This is a genomic window from Bacillus sp. RC252 (assembly GCF_044909215.1).
GTDB lineage: Bacteria > Bacillota > Bacilli > Bacillales > Bacillaceae_G > Bacillus_A > Bacillus_A mycoides.
In genome coordinates this window covers 175,617-201,494 of the sequence record NZ_JBIYDV010000002.1, presented here as the reverse complement: position 1 = coordinate 201,494, position 25,878 = coordinate 175,617, and the positions used below count along the sequence as shown (strand labels likewise).

Genomic DNA, 25,878 nt, shown 5'->3' with positions numbered 1-25,878 from the left:
CAAGCTAAGAAAACGAGAACTTATATATTATTATCTTTAGGTGGAGGGGAAAGAATGTTTGATAAATTAAAAAGGTTATTTAAAAAAGATAAAGAGAATGATTTAGAAGATGAGAGGTACATTTTGATCCGAAAAAAATTTTCTTCTAATAACTTGATTTATGAAAAATATTTTATATACTAATTCATGTAAACGGTTTACTAGATCGTATTTTGCTAGAAACGAAGGGAAGGTTCGCATGGAAACAAGGGGGAGAGTAATCGGGGTTGACATCGGTACCACAAGTACGAAAACGGTTGTATTCACTGAAAAAGGAAAAGTCGTTGCTTCACATGCAATTGATTATCCAATTATTCAACCGAACGTCGGATGGGCTGAGCAAGATCCTGATGTAATATGTGCTGCTGTATATAAAACTGTAAGCGTTTCCATTAAAAAGGGTAATGTGTCACCGGAAGATATTTCTTCAATCGGTATTAGTACAGCGATGCATGCCTTAATTGCTGTAGATGAAAACGGTGCGCCGTTAACGCGCTCTATTATTTGGGCAGATAATAGAAGCACAAAGCAATCAGAAAAACTATTACAACAAATGAATGGTCATGACATTTATAGAAGAACTGGTACACCAATTCATCCGATGTCACCACTTTCTAAATTACTGTGGATGAAAGAAGAAGAAACGGATTTATTCAGAACTGCTTATAAATTTATTTCCATTAAAGAGTATGTCATTTATCAATTATTTTCACGCTATGTAGTTGATCATTCAATCGCATCAGCTACTGGGTTATTTAATTTAGAAACATTAAACTGGGATGAAGATGTTTTAACTATGTTAAATATGTCACCAGAACAATTATCAACACCTGTACCAACTACATATATTTTATCGGGAATGAAACCGGAATTAGCACAAAAGATGGGCATTCATGAAGATACTCCAGTTGTTATTGGTGCGAGTGATGGTGTTCTTGCAAATGTAGGTGTCGGTGCAATATCACCTGGATCAGCTGCAATTACGATTGGGACAAGTGGTGCGGTTCGAACAATTTCATCAAGTGTTAATACAGATGAAAAAGGAAGAACTTTTTGTTACGCATTAACAGATGAGCACTGGGTAATCGGTGGACCGACGAATAATGGCGGGATTTTATTAAGATGGCTACGTGATGAATTCGGTAGTCCAGAGCAAGAAGTTGCAAGGAAGCTTGGGATTGATCCTTATGATTTATTAATTAAGTATGCAGAAAGTGTACCAGCTGGAGCAGAAGGATTGCTATTTTTACCGTTTTTATCTGGGGAACGTGCACCTTACTGGAATGCAAATGCTCGTGGTACATTCTTCGGTATAAACCTTCAGCATAAACGAGAACATTTTATACGAGCAGTTATGGAAGGTGTTTGTATGAGTGTGTATTCAGTAGCACTTGCCATTCGAGATTGTACAGGGCCACTTACTGAAATACGTGTTTCAGGAGGCTTTGCGAAATCTGCATTTTGGAGACAAATGTTATCTGACATGATGGGGAAAGAATTACTTGTTCCAGAAAGTCATGAAGCATCTGCGCTTGGGGCAGCGGCACTTGCTTTGTATGCAATTGGGAAAATTGATTCGCTTGAAGAGGTGAAGGATTGGATTGATATTGTCCATCACCATGTACCGAATAAAGAAAATACGGCTTTATATTTAGAGATGTTTTATATGTATGAACGACTTTACAATCGTTTGAAAGAAGAATTTGATTGTATAGCTGCTTTCCAACGTAAACAATAGGGGGATTGGGAGAAATGGTAGTTGGAATCGTACTAGCGGCTGTTGTCATATTGCTTTTACTAATTACGGTAGTAAAATGGCATCCATTTGTCGCGTTAATTTTAACAGCAATCGGTGTAGGGCTAGCAATGGGGATGCCCTTAATTGGAACTTCACCACAACATCCAGGGATTATCGATTCTATTAAATTAGGTCTTGGTAATACGTTAGGGTTTTTGGCGATTGTTTTAGCTTTAGGAACAATGCTTGGAAAAATGATGGCTGAGTCTGGCGGTGCTGAACGAATTGCTAACACATTAATTGGACGTTTTGGGAAAAAGCGTGTTCACTGGGCAATGATGTTCGTTGCATTTATAGTAGGGATTCCGGTATTTTTCCAAGTTGGATTTGTACTAGTAATTCCGTTAGTATTTACAATTGCGTTAGAAACAGGGGTATCACTTATTACAATCGGTATTCCGCTAGTAGCAGGTCTTTCGGTTGTACACGGACTTGTTCCACCGCATCCAGCAGCTATGGCAGCGGTAGGTATATTTAAAGCAGATGTAGGGAAGACAATTTTGTATGCATTAATTGTCGGACTTCCAACTGCAATAATTGCAGGTCCGCTTTACGGGAAATGGATTGGTGCTCGTATACATAAAGAAGTACCGTTAGATATAGCGGAGCAATTTATTGAAAGAGATAAGAAGAAGGAACTTCCTAGCTTCGGAAATACATTGTTTACTATTTTACTTCCAGTATTTCTTATGCTAGGTGCATCGATAGCGGAAGTAGCATTAAATAAAACAAGCCAACTTGCACAAGTATTGCATTTTATTGGAGATCCAATAGTGGCATTATTAATTGCAACGATATATTCTTTCTTTAGTCTTGGCTATGCAAAAGGGTTTTCTAAAGACAAAGTCTTACAAGTTACAAATGATTGTTTAGGCCCAATTGCAAACATACTGTTAGTTATCGGTGCAGGCGGCGCATTTAATAAAGTGTTATTAGATTCTGGGATCGGAACTACAATTGCGGAGATGGCGAAAGAATCGCATATTTCACCGATATTATTAGGTTGGGGGATTGCTGCACTTATCCGAATCGCGACGGGCTCTGCTACTGTTTCCATGATGACAGCAGCAGGAATAGTAGCACCGATTGCAGCAAGTACACCAGGAGTTAATGTAGAGTTACTGGCACTTGCAACAGGAGCAGGGTCATTAATTTTATCGCATGTAAATGATTCTGGATTTTGGATGATTAAAGAGTATTTTGGAATGACTGTGAAAGAAACATTATTAACATGGACTGCAATGGAGACAATATTATCTGTTGTAGCACTTGGGCTAATTTCGTTATTAAATATATTTGTATAGAATGGGAGATTGATTAATATGAAACTAGGTTTAATTGGATTAGGAAAAATGGGATTCCCATTAGCTGAACACTTACATGAAGACAAGCATGAAGTAGTTGTATACGATGTAAATAATGAGCTTGTTGAAAAGGCAGGGGAATTAGGGATTACTGCTCGTCATACGTTAAAAGAAATGATTGCTGAACTAGAAGCACCTCGTACAATTTGGGTAATGGTACCTGCAGGAGAAGTTGTCGAGTCAGTACTAAAAGATATATATCCATTATTAGAGGAAGGCGATATCGTTATTGAAGGTGGAAATTCATTCTATAAAGATACGTTGCGTCGTGCTGAAGAAGCGAAAAGCTTTGGCTTACATTACGTAGATATCGGTACATCAGGTGGTGTGGAAGGAGCTAGATACGGTGCGTGCTTAATGGTTGGTGGAGAAAAAGAAATTTATGATCAACTAGAACCTTTATTTAAAGACTTAGCAGTAGAAAACGGTTATTCATATGCAGGCCGCGCCGGTAGTGGGCATTTCTTAAAAATGGTTCACAACGGTATTGAATACGGAATGATGCAAGCAATCGCTGAAGGATTTGAAGTACTAGATAAAAGTGATTTTGATTTCAATTATGAAGATGTTGCAAAAGTATGGGCAAATGGATCAGTTATCCGTGGTTGGTTAATGGACTTAACTGAAAAGGCATTTGCAGATGATCCGAAACTTGATGGTATTAAAGGTGTAATGAACTCTTCAGGAGAAGTGAGATGGACTGTTGAAACTGCGCTTGAATTACAAGCTGCAGCACCAGTTATCGCTATGTCATTATTTATGCGCTACCGTTCACAAGAAGATGATACATTCCACGGAAAAGTGGTTTCTGCACTTCGTAATCAATTCGGTGGACATGAGGTTGTGAAAAAATAGGAAATATTAGTTTTGTGAAACTCATACGAAAGTATGAGTTTTTTTTATTTCTCATACTATTTAATGAAAGTTTTTCCCTCTTTTTACTGTGTTTTGTATAGAAATTTCTGATAATATATAAATATAACTTGAAAACAAAGGGGAGAAATAATTATGAAACTAGTCGTTATTAACGGTACACCAAGAAAGTTCGGTAGAACTCGCGTTGTGGCAAAATATATTGCAGAGCAATTTGAAGGGGAGTTATACGATTTAGCAGTAGCGGAATTGCCTTTATATAATGGGGAAGAATCACAACGTGAATTAGAGGCAGTAAAAAAATTAAAAGCTTTAGTGAAAGCAGCAGACGGAGTAGTACTATGTACACCAGAATATCATAATGCGATGAGTGGAGCGCTGAAAAATTCGTTAGATTACTTAAGTAGCAGTGAATTCATCCATAAGCCTGTCGCATTACTAGCAGTTGCTGGAGGAGGTAAAGGGGGAATAAACGCATTAAATAGTATGCGCACTGTCGCTAGAGGCGTTTACGCAAACGCAATTCCAAAACAAGTCGTGCTTGATGGATTACATGTGCAAGATAGTGAACTTGGAGAAGATGCAAAACCATTAATTCATGATTTAGTTAAAGAATTAAAAGCATATATGAGCGTATATAAAGAGGTGAAAAAACAATTAGGAGTTGAGTGATATGTCCTCTCTTTATCATGATTCTCGCTTGTATTACATTCTAGGAGCCAATAGTTTATCCGCTATTGGTTCCGGGATTGTTATGATAACGATTCCGTGGTTGTTAATTAAGGAAAGTGGAGGAGAGACAACGTTTGGTTATGTTTCTATCGTTGCGACTCTCATAATGTTTTTATTAACGCCATTTATTGGGCAAAGTATAGATCGTTTTTCAAGAAAATCTTTGTTGTTATGTAACGAAGGTATTGGGATAGCGATTATAGGAATGATGGCTATTTGGGGATTTGCTGGGCAATCATACAATTCTATTCATTACATTATTATTTATATAGCAGGTTCTTTCTATTATCTATTATTCTATCCTACAATTTTTGCATTCAACCAAGAAATATTTCAATCTGAACATTATAAAAGTTTAAGTGGCACGATGGAGATACAAGGACAATTAACGCAAGTTATTTCAGGAGCGGCTGCTAGCTTTTTAATTGAGATTATTTCTTTGAAATGGATCTTGTTAGTGGATATGTTAACTTTTGCAGGAGCATTTTTTCTTTTCATATGTATACCGTATGTAAAGAAAAAAGAAGTAAAACGGAAAGTAACATTTAAGAAGCAATTGTTCGAAGGAATTCACTTTATGAAAAATCGCCCTAAGTTCTTTTGGTTTTTACTTGCCACTTATATGCCGTTTATCGGTGTTATGATGGCAAATTATTTAATCCCAGTTTATATTTCAGATATACTCAAAGCTAGTGCCTCTGTATACGCGATAGAAGGTATGATGTATGGTGTTGGGGCTGTTATTGCGGGAATAAGTATTCCAATCATGATGAAATATGTCAAAATAGAAATTTCAATCGTTATGACGATGGTTATTTATGTAATTTCAATTACCGCAATGATTATTGAGCCTTCCATTATGTTATTATATGGACTTGCGATTTTCCATGCGATTGGAAATGCTGGAACACGAGTGGCGAGAAATGTATTGATGATGGAAGAAATCCCAAACGAAGTAATGGGACGTGTGGACAGCTTATTTCGATTAATTGGCACAGGAATTCGAATTGTATTATTAATGTTGTTTACGGCAGGCGTATCTAAAGCAGGGGTAATGATCCCGTTTTATGTACTGAGCTGTATATTGATCCTATCATTAGGGATTGCTTTTTATTATGTAATTTCAAAACGTAAAACGGAAGCGAATGTGTCTAATAAATCAATTGTTTAAAAAATACTTCTGCCTCCTTTTCTTTTTCTATATAATAAAAAGAAAGGGAGTGTTAACTTATTTATGAACAAATGGATATTGCTTATAATCTTATTACTACCTCCGCTATACATCATTTATATGACGTTTCGAATGAATAAAGTTGCTCGTGAAACATTGAGTAATCACTCTCCATACGTTCTTATATTAGGTGCAAAGTTATTTGGAGATAGACCGTCTTTATCTCTTCAAAATCGTTTGGATATAGCGTTGGAATATTTACATGCTCACCCTGAGGTGAAAGTAATTGTTTCAGGTGGTCAAGGGGAAGATGAAGATATACCGGAAGCTCACAGTATGAGAAACTATTTAATGGTACATGGTATAGATGAGAATCGTATTTTAATTGAAGACCGCTCTACAAATACGTATGAAAATTTAAAGTTTAGTATGGATTTATATGATGTAAAGCATGCGGTAGTTGTAAGTAATACGTATCATTTATATCGAACGAAAATAATTGCAAAGCGTTTAGGGATAAAGATGGAAGCTTTGGCTGCTGAAACACCGAGACGCTCTAAGAAAAAAGCGTATGTGCGTGAATATGCTGCAATTATGAAAACAATATTGTTCGACCGTTAGAGCTCAAATGAGAGCTCTTTTTTTGTATAATAAAGCGTATCATTTGAAATGAATGCTATATTCCATCAAAATAAAGGAAACAACATGAAAGGAGTTGTGTCTGTGATTCAATTTAATCATGTGTCAAAAGCGTATGAAGATGGCACAAAAGCAGTGGATTCATTACATTTAGAAATTAAAAAAGGAGAATTTTTTGTTCTCATTGGTCCGAGTGGTTGCGGGAAAACAACGACAATGAAGATGATTAACCGTTTAATTGAAACGACGGAAGGATCAATTTTAATCGATGGAAAAGATATTCAACAATATAACATAAACGAACTACGTTGGAATATAGGGTACGTGTTGCAGCAGATTGCGCTGTTTCCACATATGACAATTGCTGAAAATATTGCAGTTGTCCCTGAAATGAGAAAATGGACCAAAAAGGAAATAAAAGCACGTGTCGATGACTTGCTACAGATGGTTGGGCTCGATCCAGATGTATATCGTGATCGCATGCCAGATGAATTGTCGGGAGGACAGAAACAACGTGTTGGTGTCGTACGGGCATTAGCCGCAAACCCGAAAATTGTACTTATGGACGAACCATTTAGTGCGTTAGATCCGTTAAGTAGGGAGCAGCTTCAGAAGGATATCGTACAACTGCAAAAAAAGATTCAAAAAACAATCGTGTTTGTAACGCACGATATGCGAGAGGCTTTATCACTTGGTGATCGTATTTGTGTAATGAAAGAAGGAAAAGTTGTTCAATTAGATACACCAGAAGGAATTATACATAACCCGAAAAATGAGTTTGTAGAGGAGTTCATTGGAAATCGTGGACGACCTTGGTATGAGGGGAAGAGTATAGAAGAGGTATTGCCGCTAGACGAGGGTATACGAGTTGAAGGGAATGCTTTATCTTTACATTCGTCATTACAAGAAGCACTAGTCCGCTTACAAACTGAAGAGTCAGTGCCGGTTGAAGAGCATGGTCAATATGTTGGAGCGTTAACAAGTCGTCATATTGTCAATTACATTGTTGAACAAATGAAGGAAAGAGGCTAAACAGTGACTGATTTTATTCAAACGTTCCAAGAACGAAAAGTAGAATTGCTAAGTGCATTAAGTGAGCATTTACAAATATCGCTTATTTCACTATTTTTTGCAGTAATTATTGCAGTGCCGCTCGGCATTATATTAACGAGAAAAGAACGAATGGCTGAATTTATTATAGGGACTTCTGCTGTTATGCAGACAGTGCCCTCACTTGCTTTACTTGGACTATTAATTCCGTTAGTAGGAATTGGAAAACTGCCAGCTATAATCGCATTAGTTGTGTATGCACTATTACCTATTTTACGAAATACATATACAGGAATACGGGAATTAGATGAATCACTTATAGAAGCGGCGAGAGCTATGGGGATGAATAGCTGGAAAAGATTATGGAAGGTAGAGCTTCCGCTCGCATTGCCAATTATTATGGCTGGTATTCGTACAGCGATGGTATTAATTGTTGGAACGGCTACATTAGCTGCTTTAATAGGCGCTGGTGGGCTCGGTAAGCTCATATTATTAGGTATAGATCGAAATGACCATGCGCTTATCATTTTAGGGGCCGTACCAGCTGCGTTACTCGCTTTATTCTTTGATATAGTACTTCGCATACTTGAGAGCCCGAAACGCTCTTCTAAGCGCGTTATATTGACGATATGTATAGTTGTAGTAATGATAGCTGCTCCATTTCTTTGGAATACCGAAAAGAAAGACATAGTTATTGCTGGTAAACTTGGATCTGAACCAGAAATATTAATTCAAATGTACAAGCAACTTATTGAACAGGATACAGATTTACAAGTGGAATTAAAGCCAGGCCTTGGAAAAACAGCATTTGTATTCGAAGCGTTAAAATCAGGTGAAGTAGATATATACCCAGAATTTTCAGGTACAGCTTTATCTACTTTCGTGAAAGAAGAACCGAAAAGTACAAATCGTGATGAAGTATATGAACAAGCTCGTATTGGAATGGAAAAGAAATATAATATGGTTATGTTAAAGCCAATGGAGTATAACAATACATACGCACTAGCCATGCCGAAAAAAATAGCAGATCAAAATAACATAAATACAATTTCTGATTTAGGAAAAATTGCACAGGAAGCTAAAGTAGGATTTACATTAGAATTTGCTGATCGTGAAGATGGTTATAAAGGAATGCAAAAATTATATAACTATAAGTTTTCAAATGTTAAAACGATGGAACCGAAACTGCGCTATAGTGCAATACAATCGGGAGATGTTAACGTAATCGATGCATATTCAACAGATAGTGAATTGGAGCAATATGGGCTTAAAGTGCTAAAAGATGATAAAGGACTATTCCCGCCTTATCAAGGAGCACCGTTATTAAGAAAAGAGACGTTACAGAAATATCCTGAACTCGAAAAAGTATTAAATGAATTATCTGGAAAGATTACAGATGAAGAAATGAGAAAAATGAATTATGAAGTAAATGTGAATGGGAAAAGTAGCGAAGAAGTCGCAAAACAATTTTTACAAAAAGAGAAGTTACTTCGTTAATTTTACAATAAATATACAATTTTATATGTATGAAATGACCGTTCATTACAAAATGAACGGTTTTTTTGTGCATACTTATACATTTTTTCAAAAAAGTATTCCATTTTTCTTCATTTTCTTTTAGAATAAGTAATGTTTTCCTGAAAAAATATAAGAGAAACGTCTATTAGAGAAAAAGGTGACTTTAATAGTTGAACGAACATAACACCTAGAATGACAGATGGGGTGGTACAAATAGAAAAGAAGTTAGGATTTTTTCCGTTAATCGCATTAGTAGTTGGAACGATGGTTGGTGGCGGTGTTTTTAGTTTACCGCATGATTTAGCAGTAGGAGCAAATAGTGGTGCAACGATAATTGGTTGGTGTATTACAGCAATGGGAATGATTCCACTTGCGCTCGTATATCAAACGTTAGCAAGACAAAAACCGGAGCTTGAGGGCGGAATTTATAGTTATGCACGAGCTGGATTCGGTGAATATATTGGTTTTAACAGTGCTTGGGGATACTGGCTAGCAGGGATTTTAGGGAATGTTGCAACAATTATGTTACTGTTTAGTACATTAGGTTACTTCTTCCCAATTTTTAAAGGCGGAAATAATGTTGCGTCAATCGTAGGTGCATCACTTTTATTATGGACATTGCATTTTCTAATTTTATTTGGAATTCGTGAAGCTTCCATTATGAATGTTATCGCAACGATTGGGAAATTAGTTCCGATTTTATTATTTATTGTCGTGATGGTAACAGCGTTTCGCTGGGATACATTTACACATGATTTTTGGGGCGAAGGAACTATCTCAGTTTCCTCTGTACTAGGTCAAGTGAAAAATACAATGCTTGTAACCCTTTGGGTGTTCATTGGGGTTGAAGGAGCAGTTGTATTATCAGGAAGAGCTAAAAATAGTAGAGACGTTGGAAAAGCGACAGTACTTGGACTTATTTTAGTAATGTCTATTTATATTTTAATTTCTGTTCTGTCAATGGGAGCCATGACAAGAAAAGAACTTTCAGTATTAGAGACTCCTTCAATGGGACATGTATTAGAACATGTTGTTGGGCCATGGGGTGCAATGGCAATTAATATTGGATTAGTTGCGTCACTTGTAGGTACATTAATTGGCTGGTTTTTACTTGTTTCTGAAATTTCTCACGTAGCAGGAAAAGACGGCGTGTTTCCGAAAGTCTTTACGAAAACAAATAAGAAACAAACGCCGCATATGGCATTGTGGATTTCAAATATCGTTGCCCAAACTATATTTATAATCGTTCTGTTTTCACAATCGACATATCAAATTATGTATTTTATTGCGTCAACATCTATATTACTGCCGTACTTATTATCAGCGCTATTTCAATTGAAATTAGTCATCACGAAAGAGCTGAAAGTTGCGACAGTAAAAAATGGATTGTTAGCATTAATTGCTTCCCTATACTCTGTATGGTTAATTTATGCAGCTGGTTTAAAGAATTTATTGCTTGTTTCAATCGTATATGGTGTTGGGATTCTCGTGTATATGTTTGCAAGAAAAGAAAAAGGGAATCGTTGTTTTGCAGGCAAAGAGCGATATGTGATGTGGGCAATTGTTATTGCAGCTATTACATCACTTTATATGTTACTGACAGGAACTATAAAAATGTAAAAGTCCTTTTAATTTAAAGGGCTTTTTTCCTTGTCTAGAGAATATTTAATACATAAGATATTCAGGAGGGATGAAAATGGAAGAAAAAGAACAGTTGTCTAGAATTATGGATTTAGCTAGTGATTTAAGGAAAGTATTAGTACAAGAATCTTTTTTTAATCATCATCCTGAACTTCGAGGCGTGATTGAAAATTTAGCGAGTTCTGTAGAGAATTTGGCGAGTTTGCAGCAAAATAAAGATGAAAATGCGGAAGATCGATTACGGTACATACTTGCTAAAATGAAAATCGCTCATAATGCCATTTTACAAGAAAAAAAAGCATTTCCTTCTCATTAATATACGTTTTAATTTTGAACCTGACGGATGACGTCAGGTTTTTTATTTCTAGTTTTAGATTGTAGTTCATACAATAAGAATAGTATGAAAAAAAGAAGGTGACTACGTTGAAATTACATAAAGCTCTTCATCCAAGTTTTATAAAGCGAATGTATTATATGAGGTTTATTGGGAAGTTTGCAAAAGCTGAGGGAGAGAAGAATGGAGAAAATTTCTTTGTACAATGTCTTTCTTCAATACCTTTAACTTTACAAGAGTTATTTCCGACTGGAAAATATTTGTTTGAAGGATTATGCAGTAATAAAAAGAATGAAAAAATCTTTACTGATTTAAAGAAGCATAAATTAGAAAAGCAACTGGTTATGTTTCGTCTTTATTATGATCGTGGAAATTTATTTCTGGAATTAATATGCACAGAAGAGCCTCGGGAAATAGCATCTTCATATAAAGTGATTCCTTCACCAAAGGTCTCAAATTATAAAAAGAGAGCGTCTTTGGAACGGAAGTTAAGCAACGGTTATTTATCATTTCTTATGCCTAAATTACCAAAAGACTTTGAGCCTCCAGAATTATTGTGGCATGAAGGAAGGCTATATGGAAATTTATCGTTAAAATCATCAATAAGTTCAATTTCATATTTTGAGCAAAGAAAAGAATGCAAATATATTGAAATAAACGATTGGATGAAACATGTAGAAATAGCAGTAGATGATCATTTATATTTTGTAAGTGAAAATGTGTATGACCAACTAAATAAACGAATTGCTGAAGAAGGTAAGTTAGTTGAAGTAGAAGATATTAAAATGCAAAAGGATGACTGGGAATGGGATGAGCGTGAATCCTCTTTTTTGCAGTATGTACAAAGTATGGTTCGTAATAAAGGGTTATATTTGGATGATACAGATATATATAATTTTCACATTAGTATTAAAACCAATATGTTAACAATTGTTGGTGGTATACCAGGTGTTGGGAAATCACGCTTTGTGCAAGCTTATGCAGAATCACTTGGTTTACGTTATGGGGAAGAATTAATTTGGATTCCGATTTCACCATCGTATCAAGAACCACATGATATTCTCGGTTACCTTCATCCGAATGGTAATTTTATTGAAAGTGAAACGAAGTTAGTTCGGACATTGTTAAAGGCTAAAGAAAATCCAAATCAATTGTATATAATTGTGTTCGATGAAATGAACATGTCACATATTGAGCATTGGTTTACTCCGTTTCTATCCGTTCTTCAACTTGAAAAGAAAAATCGTATTTTGAGTTTGTATGAGAAAGTACAAGAAATAGAAAATCAAATTCCACCTTCAGTGGAAATTGGTGAGAATATTATTTTCGTAGGCACTGTAAATTTTGATGAAACGACGAAAGAGCTTTCCGATCGATTATTAGATCGAACAAATTTGATTACATTACAAAAAATTCCGTTTTGCGAGATGAGTATAGAACATGAGAAAGTTGTTCAGCAACCTCCGCTGAAAGTAACAACGGGAGAATTTCGACTCAATTGGTTTAGGAATAAAGAGATGATCGAAGTGTATACTGAAGAGGAATTAGAGTTATTGGATAAGTTACATGATGTATTATCATCACACGATATATCAAAAGGAATTTCTTTCCGATGTGCAAGCGCAATCGCTACGTATTTGCAAAATATACCGTTCCAAAATAATCAGTCTTATATGATTAGCAGGGAAGAAGGTTTTGATTTGCAAATAAAGCAGCGTGTATTAACGAAATTAAGGGGGACAGAAATGACAGTGGGCCCTCTACTTTCTGAAGAAGCAAAAAGGGGAGCGACATTGATACCACTTTTACAGTCTCCGCTTGCAAATCGTGTATCTACATTTGAACATTCTTTAGCTTATATAAGACAAAAGCGTAGAGAGCTGGAGCTGTATGGCTATGCAAAATGAGGAGCGTTATGAAACAGCAATCGTCGATACGAAAGAAACGCTCCCGTTTGTATTGAAGCTAATTATTGGTACTGAGGGGAAAGGCGATTTTATCCTTTTAAACCGGCTTTGTACGTCTACTACAGCATTAGTTCAATGTATTTATAAAGTACAGGAATTAAAACCACTGAAATTACATTTCCATTATCAAAATCCAATGGACATTACATTCATATGGAATAAAGTATATGAGGGACAAAAGAATATAAAAGAGTCACAATATGAATTAAATGAAAAAAAACAAAGAGTATTAGTGTATGAACATGGAAAAACTGAATTTTTTTATCCGTGGCGCTGTGGCTTATACCATTTTGAAGTGCGTATAGAAGATAAAACTTATTATGGTGCGTTTCAAGTGGTTCCTAAAAACTTTTTTGATGACCAATTTGAAATGATTCAAGATTATGTGAAGTCAATTTTAAACGAGTTAATTTTAGATAGAGGTTATTACAAGAAAACTTTCTCAGCACTTAGTGATATTGAAGATTCTTCTTATTTGGTATTGTTAAGAAAGTTGCCACAAAAAATGAAAAGAATAAAACAAATTTTTAAGAAAGTAGAATCGAATGCGGAATTTGTACACGAATATGAATGGGAAACGAAAGCGCGGAAGGCAACGAGAAAAACTGCCATTATGACAGAAAGAAAGCTTTATGCGAAATATTACAACCGTAAATTTAAGGAGCAAAAAAATAGTATTGAAAATGCATTTCTTAAATTTAAAACGATGCAATTCTATTATTATTTACTTGAAGCAGAAATTTTTGTACGTAAAACTATTGAAATACTAGAAGGAGAAAAGAAGAAAAAGTCAGATGAATTTCAAGCTGTTAAAACAATTATGAAAACGATTGAACGAAATGGATCCGTGACGGATAGGGAAAAACAAAAATATAGAAATCTACATTTACTGAAAGAAGCAGATTTACGGAAAAGTTCTGTGAAAATACAAGAATATAAAATATTAGCTCATATCGTATATGAAAGTGTGCAATACTTTCGAAATTTATTGTATTCTCCATTTTGGAGGGAAGTTTCTGAAACAGCTACCATTAATTCGAACACTTTATCTATACCGCATCAACAATTAATCCACCATTTAGAATTGTTACCGCAACATACGGAGCAACCTCCATCTTTATTATTCGTATATAAACCAACGTTTTTAGTGTATGAGTATTACGCTTTTTTTATCGTTATTTCTATATTAGAACAAATCGGATTTGAAGATAAGAATCCTATTCGTGAACAAATACAAGAACATTTTTATTTAGACGGATTACAAGATGGAACGACAGTGATTTTACATCGAGATGATATAAAAGTGCACGTCGCGTTTAATGATTTAATTGAAACACACCCTCTTATTGCACTAAGCAAAGGAAGTAATTTTTATAACGGAGAGGACACAAAGAAGCCGGATATTCGTTTAGATTGTTATGTAAAGGAAGAAGAGAAGTATGTATATAAATCTTCTATTATTATCGAAGTGAAATACAGCCCTATGTACAATATTTTTCAGCCTGTCGGTAATACGAAAGCAACGGAGCAAATGTATAAATACTGGTCTATTAAGTATGTAGAAGAACAGAATGGTAAACGAATTTTTAAGCGAAGAGCGATTTATGAAGTGATTTGTGTATATCCAGGTAGCCATATGCATAGTAAAAAAATTGAATCTGGATGTGGAGTGTTTTTACAACTATATCCATATAAAACGAAACAAGGAGAAGAGAAGTTGGCTGGGAAGCATGGGATGATTCAAATTTTTGAGAAATGGTTAAAAAGTAATAAAATGTAAAAGAAATCCTTTTTAATGAAGGATTTCTTTAGGTTAAGAAGAATTATATGCAGTACGGAAAGACACATTATACGGTTCGAACTTGATAGTGATTATCATTTTTTTATTAGAGTAATTGAATCTTGTTATGTTTGTAACAGTATGGGGAATTAAAGGGTTTTGCATGTGTATTAATGACTAATAAGTAGGAATTTAATTCATTTTGCAGAATATAATAAGACATAAATATTTTTAGTTGCATACGAAGATTTGTTCTTATATGATAGTAAGTGAAAGCGTTATCAAAAACAGAGCGGCGATGGGAAAGGCGGTTAAATATGTTCCAGCGTGTTCAAACAAAGGAAGAGCATTTTTGGTTCGAGCAACTGTGGGGAGATTTTTGTGAAGAAAGAAACTTAATGTTTGTAGAACGTAATTTAAATCCATCACGATTTTTATTAATAGAAGATGAACATCATATTGGTACAGTAGAATGTATTAAGTTTACAGTACCTGAACAATCAAATTCTGAGTTTTTCTATCCGTTTTCTAAAAATGATTTAGTGAAAGATTTGAAAAATGTGTATGAAATAGGAAAGTTAAGTATTGCGAAAACGTCTCGGGGGAGAGGACATTTCAAAAGGCTGGCAGCTATTTTATTTATGCATGCGTTAGAGACGAAAGCGGAATGGTATATTGCAGCAGTTACAAAAAGAATGTATATGTATTTACTTACACTCGGTTTTCCAATCGAACCGATAGATAGTCCATTCCAGTTTCATGATACTTTACAAGGTGTACCAGTGCGAATTCATGCTCGAAAAGGGGCTACACATCTGTATTCTTTGAAAGAATTCCGTGATATTATTCAAGGGAATGCTCATGCGCAGGCACTTATTGCAAAATACAGTAAAAATATTATGTTAACAAAATGAAAATATATGAATATGTATAGTATGAAGAAGAGTTACTTATTACAGGCATCTGTTTTCATACAAAAAGTAGACCCTTATTCTCAGAATAAGGGTCTACAATATTATAGTCCAAATATACTAAAAATCATTTTACGACGCTTCGGTTTCTTTTCTCTTTCATATGTTGGTTTTGCATCAGGAGTAATGTATATTGGTTCTTCTTTTTTTAGGGCAGCTTCTAGTTTTTGAATTCGTTCTAACATTTCCTCTATTTCGCGGCGATGTTGTAAAAGTTGGTATGTAACGACATCATTTGCTTTATCTTGCATTTGTTCTTCCATTCGATCTAGTCTTCTCGTAATTGTGGTAAATTGAGCTGTTAATTGCTCAAAATCATTCGATGATGTGTTTTGAACAATTGTGTTTACTTGAGTTTTTAATTTTTCTACATCATTTGAAGATGGTTTTTGAGTAGTTTGAGAGTTTTGAGGCTGGTCCATTTGAGAGCGATGGTATTCTAACATTAGATCTAAATCACCTTGTGTGAAAATAAAATGACCATATTTATTTTTTTTAATCGTAAGATTTAATTGTTGTGCAATCCGGACAACAGCCTTTGGGCTAACACCTAATTTCTTTGCGATAAATGGTGTTTTATATTCCAAAATAATCCCTCCTATATATATCCTGTTGAATGATTTCTAGTTATGTAGCAAGTTCCCTTCAGTTGTGACAAAAGAAGTGTGGAATCGGCAAAGAAAGTGTTTTTTCACGAAGTTCAGCTGTTTAGCACATACTATTTATATAAATCATTTTAGTTATCGGAAAATTGGGCTTATTATAGTTTGACGATAATAAGCTAATTAGATTATCATAATTATAAATATCTTTTTTATGTATGCATATAATATATAAAAAGGTGGTTACTAATGTAGAATTTTATTAGAGTATAAGAATGCTTACTTCACTTGAATAAATTTAAGTAGGAGGTGGCTTCCTTGCTTACATTGTAAGTAAGGAAAAGTATTTGGACATATATAGTATAAGTATAGTGATTGTTTTAATTGCCTTAACGGCATTTTTCGTTGCAGCAGAATTTGCAATTGTTAAAGTGAGGAGTTCACGAATTGACTATTTAATTGCAAAAGGAAATAATCGTGCAATATCTGTCAAAACAATCATTACAAACTTAGACGAATATTTATCAGCTTGTCAATTAGGAATAACTGTTACAGCTCTTGGGATTGGGTGGTCTGGTAAACCTGCGCTAAAGCACATGTTTGATGTGTTGTTTGCAAATTGGAACGTCCCTACTCAACTCGCAGACATTTTAGCTATAATTTTAGTATTTTTGTTTATCACATTTTTCCATGTGGTAGTAGGAGAGTTAGCTCCAAAAACATTTGCGATTCAAAAAGCAGAACAAGTGAGTTTCTTTGTTGCTAAGCCACTCATTTTGTTTTATCGTATTGCATTCCCATTCATTTGGATTTTAAATGGATCAGCTCGGTTAATTACAAAGTTTCTTGGGTTGAAACCACCAAAAGGGCATGATGAAGTGCATTCAGAAGAAGAATTGCGGTTGTTAGTTTCAGAAAGTTATAAAAATGGTGAGATTAATCAATCTGAATATAAGTATGTGAATAAAATATTTGAATTTGATGATCGTATTGCGAAAGAAATAATGGTACCACGAACAGAGATGAATATTTTAAATAAAGAAATGCCTGCTGAAGAGGCTTTACAAAAAATGTCTCATGAAAAATATACGAGGTATCCGGTTGTTGATGGTGATAAGGACCATGTAATAGGCTTTGTGAATTTTAAAGATATATTTACAGATTTTGTGAAGCACCGAGTTGTTAGTGAAAAGACAGTGGAGCAATATATTAGGCCAATTATTTTAGTTATTGAATCTATCCCGATTCATGATCTATTTTTAAAAATGCAAAGAGAAAGAACACATATCGCTATATTAATTGATGAATATGGTGGTACATCAGGTCTTGTAACCGTTGAAGATATTTTAGAAGAAATTGTAGGGGATATTCAAGATGAGTTCGATACTGATGAACAACCGGAAATCCAACAAGTTAGTGAGACGAAAACGATTTTAGAGGGAAAAGTACTTGTTAGTGAAGTGAACGCATTATTAGGTTTGACTATTGACGACGATGATGTCGATACGATTGGCGGTTGGATCCTAACAAAAAATATTGAGATTTCCGAGGGTGATACCATTGAGATTGAAAATTATAAATTTTGCGTAAAAAAATTAGATGGACACTATATTAAGAGATTAGAAGTAACGAAACCTTCAGAATCGATTGTTATTGTGGGAGATGAAAAAAAGATTTCGCTCCAAGAACAAATTAGTTCGTAAACTCTGCTTTGTAGCAGAGTTTTTTTGAGCAAAATGTTTTTTGATGTATTAGGGCTATGATACAATTACACAAGTCAGACCTTTCACTAGGTGAAATAAATGAAATGTATTATTGTATACATATATTCGGAAGGAGAACTGCTATGAAAAAACATTTATATATAAATGGGGTATGGAAATCAGTAGAGACGTATAAACCATTGTATGCACCATATTCTGAAGAAACATTAGCGGAGATTGCGCAAGGTACAGAAGATGACGTTAAGGAAGCAATAGTTTCGGCCAAAAATGCAATGAAAGAAATGAAAAAATTATCCGCATACGACCGTGCAACTATTTTAGAAAAGGTTGCACAAAAAATGGATGAGAGAAGAGAAGAGTTTGCAGAGATTATCGCAAAAGAAGCTGCAAAACCAATTCGTGCTGCACGGGGAGAAGTAGATCGCACTGTTCAAACATATAAGTTTGCAGCTGAAGAAGCGAAGCGAATATATGGTGAGACGTTACCATTAGATGCTGCACCAGGAGCAGGTGGCCGTATAGCGTATACAATTCGACAACCAATCGGGGTTATTGGTGCTATTACACCGTTTAATTTTCCACTTAATTTAGTAGCACATAAGGTAGGCCCAGCAATTGCGGCTGGAAATACTATTGTGCTAAAGCCTGCCGACCAAACGCCACTTTCTTCGTATGCATTGGTAGAATTATTTGAAGAAGCTGGTTTACCAAAGGGAGCTTTCAATATAATTTCTGGACCTGGATCTGTTGTAGGTGAGGCATTAGTAAAAGATGAGAACGTTGCTAGTATTACTTTTACAGGAAGTCCGAAAGTAGGTATTGGAATTAAGGAAAAAGCCGGGTTGAAACGAGTGACGTTAGAATTAGGATCGAACGCTGCAGTAATTATTGATGAAGATGTTGAATTGACAGACGAAATAATTGAACGTGTAAAATGGGGCGCGTTTGTGAATAATGGACAAGTTTGTATTTCAGTACAACGTGTTTTTGTGCATGAACGCAAAATGGAAGAGTTTATTACAAAATTAACGAAAGCAATGGAAAACGTTGTAGTAGGAGACCCGCTTCATGAAGAAACAGATGTATCAGCACTTATTTCAAAAAAAGATGTAGAACGTATAAATTCATGGGTGGAAGAGGCAGTTAAGGAAGGAGCTAATGTTGTATACGGTGGTAACAAACGTGATGCAAGGATTTTTGAACCAACTGTATTAACAAATGTTCCAGATTATGCATCTGTTCAGTGCCAAGAAGTATTTGGTCCACTTATGACTGTAAATACATTTAAAGAATTTGATGAGGCTTTAGAACAAGTAAATAATTCACGTTATGGATTACAAGCAGGTGTATTTACAAACAATCTATGTAAGGCAATGCGTGCAATTGATGAATTAGAAGTCGGTGGTGTCATGATTAATGATATTCCAACGTTCAGAGTAGATCATATGCCTTATGGCGGTGTGAAAGAGAGTGGCACAGGCCGTGAAGGAATTAAATATGCAATAGAAGAAATGACAGAAATGAAATTAGTGTGTATTAAAAAATAAAGTAGATCGAGCTTAAACACCGCAATAAAAAACGAGCAGGAAATGTTTACGATTCCATACTCGTTTTTTATTGTTTGTTTTACGTTTCTCGGAACGATTTCATTTAATCAAGTGTACCTTTTACTTCATTTCTTGTTTGAAAATATCATCTTCGACATAAATATGTTCTTTATCTACAGCAGTGCTATGAGAGAGTACTAAACCGATTGGTGTTTCAGTACCTTTATTTTGAACAATTGTAAAAGGAATATTTTTTTCAGTTGCTAATTTAATGTATTTTGATAAATGTGGGTAAGCAATGCTTCCATTTAGGAATAGTTGTAATGATTGAGAAGAACGTATGTTACCCGTTACTTCTGTATACACATTACTTTGCATTACTTGACCGATTGTTAAAGCGATTTCTACACGCTCACGTAATGTAGTTAAGTACATATTACGTTCTTCTGGTTTGTTTTGCTTTTGGCCATATATGCCTTCTTGGAGATAGTCTTCCACATTTTTATTTACCATATTTTTCACACCTTTCACTTCTTATTGTACGCAAGAATTAAAAAGGATGCAAAAAAAGTAGTTTTGAACAGGAAAATAATTTAAAAAATGAGAAGGGAAAGGGATATAGGAATACAACTTATTTAAATAAGAAAGGAAAAATAAATTTTATCAACAGAAATTAACAAAATGTGACAAAAATCTATTAACGAAATGTATTTTTTGTGTTAATATTCAAAATATAAAGGGTATTCGTCGTATGGAAATGGAGGAATGGAGGTTTTTCCAATCGATAAGGATATTAAAGAAGTATTTTGTTCGCACTTGAAAAACAACAGGCACCAATTCGTAGAGAACTGGAAAAACAAAATGATAATTTCCGAAAAAGATCCATTTAAACAAGAGGTAGTTCAAAATGGAGCGAATTTATTAGAGTTAATTATCGAACTTATTATGGAAGATAAAGACATTAATTATCTTCAGCCATTATGTGAGAAAATTGCCATTGAGCGTGCAGGGGCAGATGCGAATATTGGAGATTTTGTTTACAATGCAAATGTGGGAAGAAATGAACTTTTTGAAGCGATGTGCGAATTGGATGTAAGTGCTCGTGAACTGAAACCGATTATGGCCAAAATACATACTTGTTTTGACAAATTAATTTATTATACCGTTTTAAAATACTCAGAAATTATATCGAGAAATTTAGAAGAAAAACAGCAATATATAAATGAAACACATAAAGAAAGGCTTACGATTCTAGGGCAAATGTCGGCTAGTTTTGTGCATGAATTTCGTAATCCGCTAACTTCGATTATGGGATTTGTAAAGTTATTGAAGACAGATCACCCTAATCTATCGTATTTAGATATTATTTCACATGAATTAGATCAATTAAATTTTAGGATTTCGCAATTTTTACTTGTATCGAAAAAAGAAATGTGGAATGAATCTGAACGTTTTTTGGTAAATGACTTATTTCAAGATATTATACAATTCTTATATCCAAGTTTAGTTAATGCAAATGTTTTGATTGAAAAGAATTTGCCGTATCCTATTCCACTCGTTGGTTACCGGAGTGAAGTGAAGCAAGTAGTTTTAAATATTTTAATGAATTCGATTGATGCTCTTGAATCGGTGAAAGAAGAGCGGAAAATTATCATTGATGTATTTGAAGAGGATCAGGCTGTTCGCATTGTTATAAAAAATAATGGACCTATGATTCCAGCAGACAATGTAGAGACCATTTTTGAGCCATTTGTAACTACTAAAAAGCTAGGAACTGGTATTGGACTATTTGTATGTAAACAAATTGTAGAAAAACATAACGGATCCATATTGTGTCGTTCGGATAACGATTGGACAGAATTTCAAATTACGTTTCAAAAGTAAACAGTCTACACCATACGAATGGTGTAGACTGTTTTAATTTGTAAGTATAACGGTCTCTAATTTTGGATCCTCAGTTGAATAACCAACTATTGAAATTGTGTAAATTGTATTTGGTTCAACGTTGAATTTTGGAATGGTTAATAGTACTTTTTTTGTATCAGCAAGTGAAACTTCAATATCTGCTGTACCAGGGCTAACTTGTAAAAAATCTGTTATTTGCTTAAAGAGTACATTTTCAAATAAATGATCCCCATCTTTTAAATTTACATTTACAACTGGAGTGTCTGGTGAAAAATGTGCAAACCGTATTTTTGCTTGACCAGATGGTAAATGAGTATTATCAAGAATGGGTTGTAATTGGAGATGATTATCGCTATTGACCGCTGCAAGGGTATAAGTGTGATTCCCCATTATTGGTACTAATGCTGAAAATATTGGAGTTTCGTTTCCGACAGGGACAATATCAATACGGTATTTACCTTGCACTAATGATAAATACGGACTGAATTGTTTAAAAGAAATATTTTTAATAACCTTTTGTCCGTTTATTATAATATCAACTGCTGGTGTATGGGGAGCTGTGTGGAAGATTCTCATATGTGACGGTAAAGTCGCTTCTTGTGAATCTCTCTTTTCATATGCTTGTACAAGTTTTGTAATTGCATCATAGTATTTCATATAGAGTTCTACATATCTTTTAGGATTGCTATATTGATAGTAACGAGCGAGCTGTTCGTAACGTGCAGCTTCTTGGCCGTATTTTTCAATTTCGGATTGAGTCATGAACATTCCTCCTTTATCATCATTACAAATATATGCGAAGCTAGAAAGAGGTTATGCAAAAAACTTGCCTTTCTAGAAAGAAAAGTTAAAATGGGGATTTTTTTATTTATAGGCAAACACACATACAAATCGATAATTGTCCTACATAAATTATAAAGGAAAGGTAGTTTGACTTTGATGGAAGGAGTGGAACCATTGGGATGGGGATATCCCCATAGTTATTTGGAATGAAGTTATGGAGGATTTGGTACTATAGGCTGTGGGACGAATTATGGATTTGTATTATGAGTATTTCTATTAATTTTAGTGATGCGTTGGATAAGGTAATACCGATAAAAGAGCGTCGTGCCGAACTGATTAATGTGGTTAATCGGTTCTTTTTTTATTGTTCTAAACAGGTGGTACTATTTGTTAAGAAATAGTTACGATAAATGAGGTGGAGTAAAATGTCGAATTTTGTTTGAAAATATGCAATATAAAGTAGGATAATAGGAAGGAGAATAACGGGAGTTCCGTCGAAGTTTACACAATGTCAGCAATTGAGGGAAGTTGATATTATATTAAAAAAATATTCAATTTGCAGTTATCTTAAATCAGGAAGGGGTATTTAAGCGTACAGGTAAGGTTGGTCTTCATTTTAAGTTCTGAATTTTCTGTTTTTAAAATAATATTTAGCAGTCATTTGTATATTTTATAATAGTTTTTTGATAAATTCACTGCTTTTGCAGAGGATTCTTTTTTATGAAAGAAACGTCAATTTTCTTCATATACATATACAAATTGAAGAAATGGGGGAGCGCTATGCGCGATTACTTAATTAAACCACTTGTTGGTCAGCCGTATCCGATGATTTCACATGGAAAAGGTGTGTATTTGTATGATCAAAACGGAAATAAATATTTTGATGGTTCGTCTGGAGCGATTACGGCAGGTATTGGACATGGCGTAGCAGAGATAGCAGAAGTTATTAAAAAACAGGCAGAGGAGATCGCTTTCGTTTATAGATCACAGTTTACGAGTGAACCAGCTGAAAAATTAGCGAAGAAGTTAAGCGATTTATGTGTAGGAGATTTGAACTGGAGCTTTTTTGTGAATAGTGGTACGGAAGCAAATGAAACAGCTATGAAAATCGCAATTCAGCATTTTCAGGAGCGTGGCATTCAAGGGAAACATAAAATTTTGTCACGGTGGATGAGCTATCACGGGATTACAATGGGAGCTTTATCTATGTCTGGGCATCCACTGCGCAGACAACGTTTCGTTTCTATTTTGGAAGATTATCCGACTATTCCAGCTCCATACTGTTTTAGATGTCCTGTACAAAAGGTATATCCAACATGTCAACTTTCTTGTGCGACTGAACTAGAAAGAGCGATTGATCGAATTGGTGCAGAACATATTGCAGCTTTTATTGCTGAACCGATTATCGGAGCTGCTGGAGGCGCGGTTGTCCCGCCAAAAGAATACTATAAAGTAATTAAAGATATTTGTAGTCATTACGATATATTATTTATTGCGGATGAAGTAATGACTGGACTTGGTCGTACTGGTGCATGGTTTGCTATGGAGCACTGGGGTGTAGAACCGGATATTATGACGCTTGGTAAGGGGCTAGGAGCGGGTTATACACCAATGGCAGCGACAATAGTAAGTGACCGTGTTATGGAGCCGATTTTACATGGATCACGTTCTGTAATGAGCGGGCATACGCTTAGTGCAAATCCATTGTCTGCAGCAACGGCTTTAGCTGTTATTGAATATATGGAGAAACATAATTTACCTGAAAAAACAGCAGAAAAGGGAGAGTATTTATTAAAAGGTTTGCAGAAAGTTCAGCAACAATCGACAATCATTGCCGATGTGCGTGGAAAAGGATTGCTAATTGGAATAGAATTGCAACCGTTTACAAAAGCATCGGAGCTTATTTCAGTTGCTGCTAAAAATGGACTGCTCTTATACCAAGCTGTTTCAGGGCAAGCAGGAAAAGAGGATAGTGCACTGCTTGTTGCACCACCAATGACAACTACATATTCCGAGTTAGATGAATTACTTTCAATTTTTGTAAAGAGCGTGGAAGAGATGATGCAAAAAGGAGGGCATAGTATCGCATGACAACTATTACAAATACATTCGGTAAATTAAAAGAAATAGAGGAAGTAATTTCTTTGTTCCATGATGATATGACATTAATGTTTGGGGGATTTGGAGGAATCGGATCCCCTCCATCTTTAATTCAAGCTGTTTTAGATAAAGGCATTACAAATTTAAATTTAATAGGAAATGATACTGGATTTCCTGATGTAGGAATCGGTCGTCTTGTTACGAATGAAAGGGTTAAATCTTTAGTTACTTCTCATATTGGGTCAAATCCAAATGCGGGAAGACAATTAAATGAAGGAAGATTGCAAATTGAATTCTCTCCGCAAGGAACACTCGCAGAGCGTATTCGCGCTGGTGGTGTAGGGCTTGGTGGTATTTTAGTTGACGTTGGTGTTGATACGATTGTAGAAGAAGGAAAGCGCACAGTTGAAATGAATGGAAAGACATATTTAGTTGAAACAGCTTTAACGGCTGAAGTCGCAATTGTATATGCGAAAAAGGCGGATCCATTTGGAAATCTTGTATTTGATAAAAGCGCTCGTAATATGAATCCTCACGTAGCTATGGCTGGTGACATAACGATTGTAGAAGCAGAAGAAATTGTTCCACTTGGAAGTTTAGATCCAGAAGAAATTGTCGTCCCAGGTGTATTTGTAAATTATATCGTGCCATCGGAAGGAGTGAATTGGAAATGGGTATGGGCGTAGAAGTAAGAGATAAGATTGCAAGACGTGCAGCGAAAGAAATTCAGAATGGTATGCTTGTAAATTTAGGTATTGGAATTCCATCGCTTGTACCGAATCATTTGCCAGAAGATATGAATGTTATGTTTCATGCAGAAAACGGTATTGTTGGTATGGGACCAACGCCAAGTAAAGGGAATGAAGATGAGAATTTATGTAACGCAGCTGGTTTACCAACATCTCTTATTACAGGAGCAAGTTATTTTGATAGCTGCATGGCGTTTGGCATGATTCGAAAAGGATTACTTGATGTTACGATACTTGGTTCGTTACAAGTAAGTGAAAATGGTGATTTAGCGAACTGGATTGTACCAGGAAAACGCGTTCCAGGTATTGGAGGAGCGATGGATTTAGCGCAAAAAGCGAAGCGGGTCGTTGTTGTGATGAATCATGTTGATAAATACGGAAATGCAAAGATTGTTTCGGAATGTACATTGCCATTAACTTCGAAAAAATGTGTAGATTTAATTATTACAGACATGGCTGTCATGGAAGTGACCCAAAGAGGACTTGTCTTACAAGAATTAATGAGTCCATATACTGTAGAAGATGTAAAACGACATACGACAGCTGATTTTCATATAAGCTCAAATTTACTAGTAATTGAATGAGGGGAGT

23 protein-coding genes are annotated in these 25,878 nt (G+C 35.1%); 20 read left to right on the top strand and 3 right to left on the bottom strand.

The annotated features are described in order from the left end of the window. Window positions 1-54: 54 nt before the first annotated feature. From ABH960_RS04000 to ABH960_RS03935, 14 genes are all read left to right on the top strand, one after another. Window positions 55-183, top strand: coding sequence for a hypothetical protein (locus tag ABH960_RS04000; protein ID WP_404442962.1), 129 nt, complete (start codon window positions 55-57; stop codon window positions 181-183). 55 nt (window positions 184-238) lie between these two features. After that, window positions 239-1,777, top strand: a complete 1,539-nt coding sequence (gene gntK / locus ABH960_RS03995; protein ID WP_404442959.1) for a gluconokinase — start codon at window positions 239-241, stop codon at window positions 1,775-1,777. A 14-nt stretch (window positions 1,778-1,791) separates the two neighbouring features. Beyond that, window positions 1,792-3,141, top strand: coding sequence for a GntP family permease (locus ABH960_RS03990; RefSeq protein ID WP_404442957.1), 1,350 nt, complete (start codon window positions 1,792-1,794; stop codon window positions 3,139-3,141). An 18-nt stretch (window positions 3,142-3,159) separates the two neighbouring features. After that, the gene (gene gnd / locus ABH960_RS03985) at window positions 3,160-4,056 is read left to right on the top strand and encodes a phosphogluconate dehydrogenase (NAD(+)-dependent, decarboxylating) (protein WP_404442954.1); all 897 of its coding nucleotides are present in this window, start codon (window positions 3,160-3,162) and stop codon (window positions 4,054-4,056) included. A gap of 153 nt (window positions 4,057-4,209) precedes the next feature. Next, window positions 4,210-4,746: an NADPH-dependent FMN reductase gene (locus ABH960_RS03980; protein ID WP_002031805.1), complete on the top strand. Its 537-nt coding sequence runs from the start codon at window positions 4,210-4,212 to the stop codon at window positions 4,744-4,746. 1 nt (window position 4,747) lies between these two features. Then, window positions 4,748-5,977, top strand: a complete 1,230-nt coding sequence (locus ABH960_RS03975; RefSeq protein ID WP_404442950.1) for an MFS transporter — start codon at window positions 4,748-4,750, stop codon at window positions 5,975-5,977. Between the two features lie 63 nt (window positions 5,978-6,040). Further along, window positions 6,041-6,598 (top strand): YdcF family protein, encoded by a 558-nt coding sequence (locus ABH960_RS03970; protein WP_002127228.1) that lies wholly within the window; start codon window positions 6,041-6,043, stop codon window positions 6,596-6,598. Window positions 6,599-6,700: 102 nt separating this feature from the next. After that, window positions 6,701-7,648 carry an ABC transporter ATP-binding protein gene (locus tag ABH960_RS03965; RefSeq protein WP_404442946.1) on the top strand — a complete coding sequence of 316 codons (948 nt, stop codon included), beginning with the start codon at window positions 6,701-6,703 and terminating at the stop codon, window positions 7,646-7,648. A 3-nt stretch (window positions 7,649-7,651) separates the two neighbouring features. Further along, on the top strand, window positions 7,652-9,163 hold the full coding sequence (locus ABH960_RS03960) for an ABC transporter permease/substrate-binding protein (RefSeq protein WP_002127232.1): 1,512 nt from the start codon (window positions 7,652-7,654) through the stop codon (window positions 9,161-9,163). Window positions 9,164-9,376: 213 nt separating this feature from the next. Then, window positions 9,377-10,804, top strand: coding sequence for a basic amino acid/polyamine antiporter (locus ABH960_RS03955; protein WP_404442943.1), 1,428 nt, complete (start codon window positions 9,377-9,379; stop codon window positions 10,802-10,804). Between the two features lie 76 nt (window positions 10,805-10,880). Then, complete coding sequence (locus ABH960_RS03950) at window positions 10,881-11,141, top strand: LemA domain protein (protein WP_404442940.1); 261 nt, start codon at window positions 10,881-10,883, stop codon at window positions 11,139-11,141. A 107-nt stretch (window positions 11,142-11,248) separates the two neighbouring features. After that, a complete protein-coding gene (locus tag ABH960_RS03945) occupies window positions 11,249-13,066 on the top strand; it encodes an AAA family ATPase (RefSeq protein WP_002012669.1) in 1,818 nt (605 codons plus the stop codon). Beyond that, complete coding sequence (locus tag ABH960_RS03940; protein WP_002136129.1) at window positions 13,056-14,906, top strand: hypothetical protein; 1,851 nt, start codon at window positions 13,056-13,058, stop codon at window positions 14,904-14,906. The genes ABH960_RS03945 and ABH960_RS03940 overlap by 11 nt, the downstream gene beginning before the upstream one ends. 317 nt (window positions 14,907-15,223) lie before the next feature. Beyond that, window positions 15,224-15,820, top strand: a complete 597-nt coding sequence (locus ABH960_RS03935) for a hypothetical protein (RefSeq protein ID WP_404442937.1) — start codon at window positions 15,224-15,226, stop codon at window positions 15,818-15,820. A 101-nt stretch (window positions 15,821-15,921) separates the two neighbouring features. Here ABH960_RS03935 and racA read toward each other — a convergent pair whose 3' ends face one another. After that, window positions 15,922-16,464: a chromosome-anchoring protein RacA gene (gene racA, locus ABH960_RS03930; RefSeq protein ID WP_002012665.1), complete on the bottom strand. Its 543-nt coding sequence runs from the start codon at window positions 16,462-16,464 to the stop codon at window positions 15,922-15,924. Window positions 16,465-16,826: 362 nt separating this feature from the next. Between racA and ABH960_RS03925 the strand changes: the two genes are divergently transcribed. Further along, window positions 16,827-18,182: a hemolysin family protein gene (locus ABH960_RS03925; protein WP_002127238.1), complete on the top strand. Its 1,356-nt coding sequence runs from the start codon at window positions 16,827-16,829 to the stop codon at window positions 18,180-18,182. 143 nt (window positions 18,183-18,325) lie between these two features. Further along, a complete protein-coding gene (locus tag ABH960_RS03920; RefSeq protein ID WP_404442933.1) occupies window positions 18,326-19,750 on the top strand; it encodes an aldehyde dehydrogenase family protein in 1,425 nt (474 codons plus the stop codon). A gap of 120 nt (window positions 19,751-19,870) precedes the next feature. Here the strand turns inward: ABH960_RS03920 and ABH960_RS03915 are convergent, their stop codons facing one another. Continuing rightward, window positions 19,871-20,263, bottom strand: a complete 393-nt coding sequence (locus ABH960_RS03915; protein WP_002085811.1) for a YueI family protein — start codon at window positions 20,261-20,263, stop codon at window positions 19,871-19,873. A gap of 252 nt (window positions 20,264-20,515) precedes the next feature. On the opposite strand from ABH960_RS03915, the gene ABH960_RS03910 reads away from it, so the two are divergent. Continuing rightward, window positions 20,516-21,634, top strand: coding sequence for a BA2291 family sporulation histidine kinase (locus ABH960_RS03910; protein WP_002085809.1), 1,119 nt, complete (start codon window positions 20,516-20,518; stop codon window positions 21,632-21,634). A 33-nt stretch (window positions 21,635-21,667) separates the two neighbouring features. Here ABH960_RS03910 and ABH960_RS03905 read toward each other — a convergent pair whose 3' ends face one another. Further along, window positions 21,668-22,417 carry a DUF4397 domain-containing protein gene (locus ABH960_RS03905; RefSeq protein ID WP_002012659.1) on the bottom strand — a complete coding sequence of 250 codons (750 nt, stop codon included), beginning with the start codon at window positions 22,415-22,417 and terminating at the stop codon, window positions 21,668-21,670. 801 nt (window positions 22,418-23,218) lie between these two features. Here ABH960_RS03905 and ABH960_RS03900 point away from each other — a divergent pair. Genes ABH960_RS03900 through ABH960_RS03890 form a run of 3 tightly spaced genes read left to right on the top strand, consistent with a single transcriptional unit; the run spans window position 23,219 to window position 25,871 of the window. After that, the gene (locus tag ABH960_RS03900) at window positions 23,219-24,529 is read left to right on the top strand and encodes an aspartate aminotransferase family protein (protein ID WP_002136137.1); all 1,311 of its coding nucleotides are present in this window, start codon (window positions 23,219-23,221) and stop codon (window positions 24,527-24,529) included. Continuing rightward, window positions 24,526-25,224 (top strand): acetate CoA-transferase subunit alpha, encoded by a 699-nt coding sequence (atoD, locus tag ABH960_RS03895; protein WP_002085805.1) that lies wholly within the window; start codon window positions 24,526-24,528, stop codon window positions 25,222-25,224. Before ABH960_RS03900 ends, atoD begins: the two co-directional genes overlap by 4 nt. Beyond that, a complete protein-coding gene (locus ABH960_RS03890; protein ID WP_002127246.1) occupies window positions 25,209-25,871 on the top strand; it encodes a CoA transferase subunit B in 663 nt (220 codons plus the stop codon). Before atoD ends, ABH960_RS03890 begins: the two co-directional genes overlap by 16 nt. Window positions 25,872-25,878 lie beyond the last annotated feature (7 nt).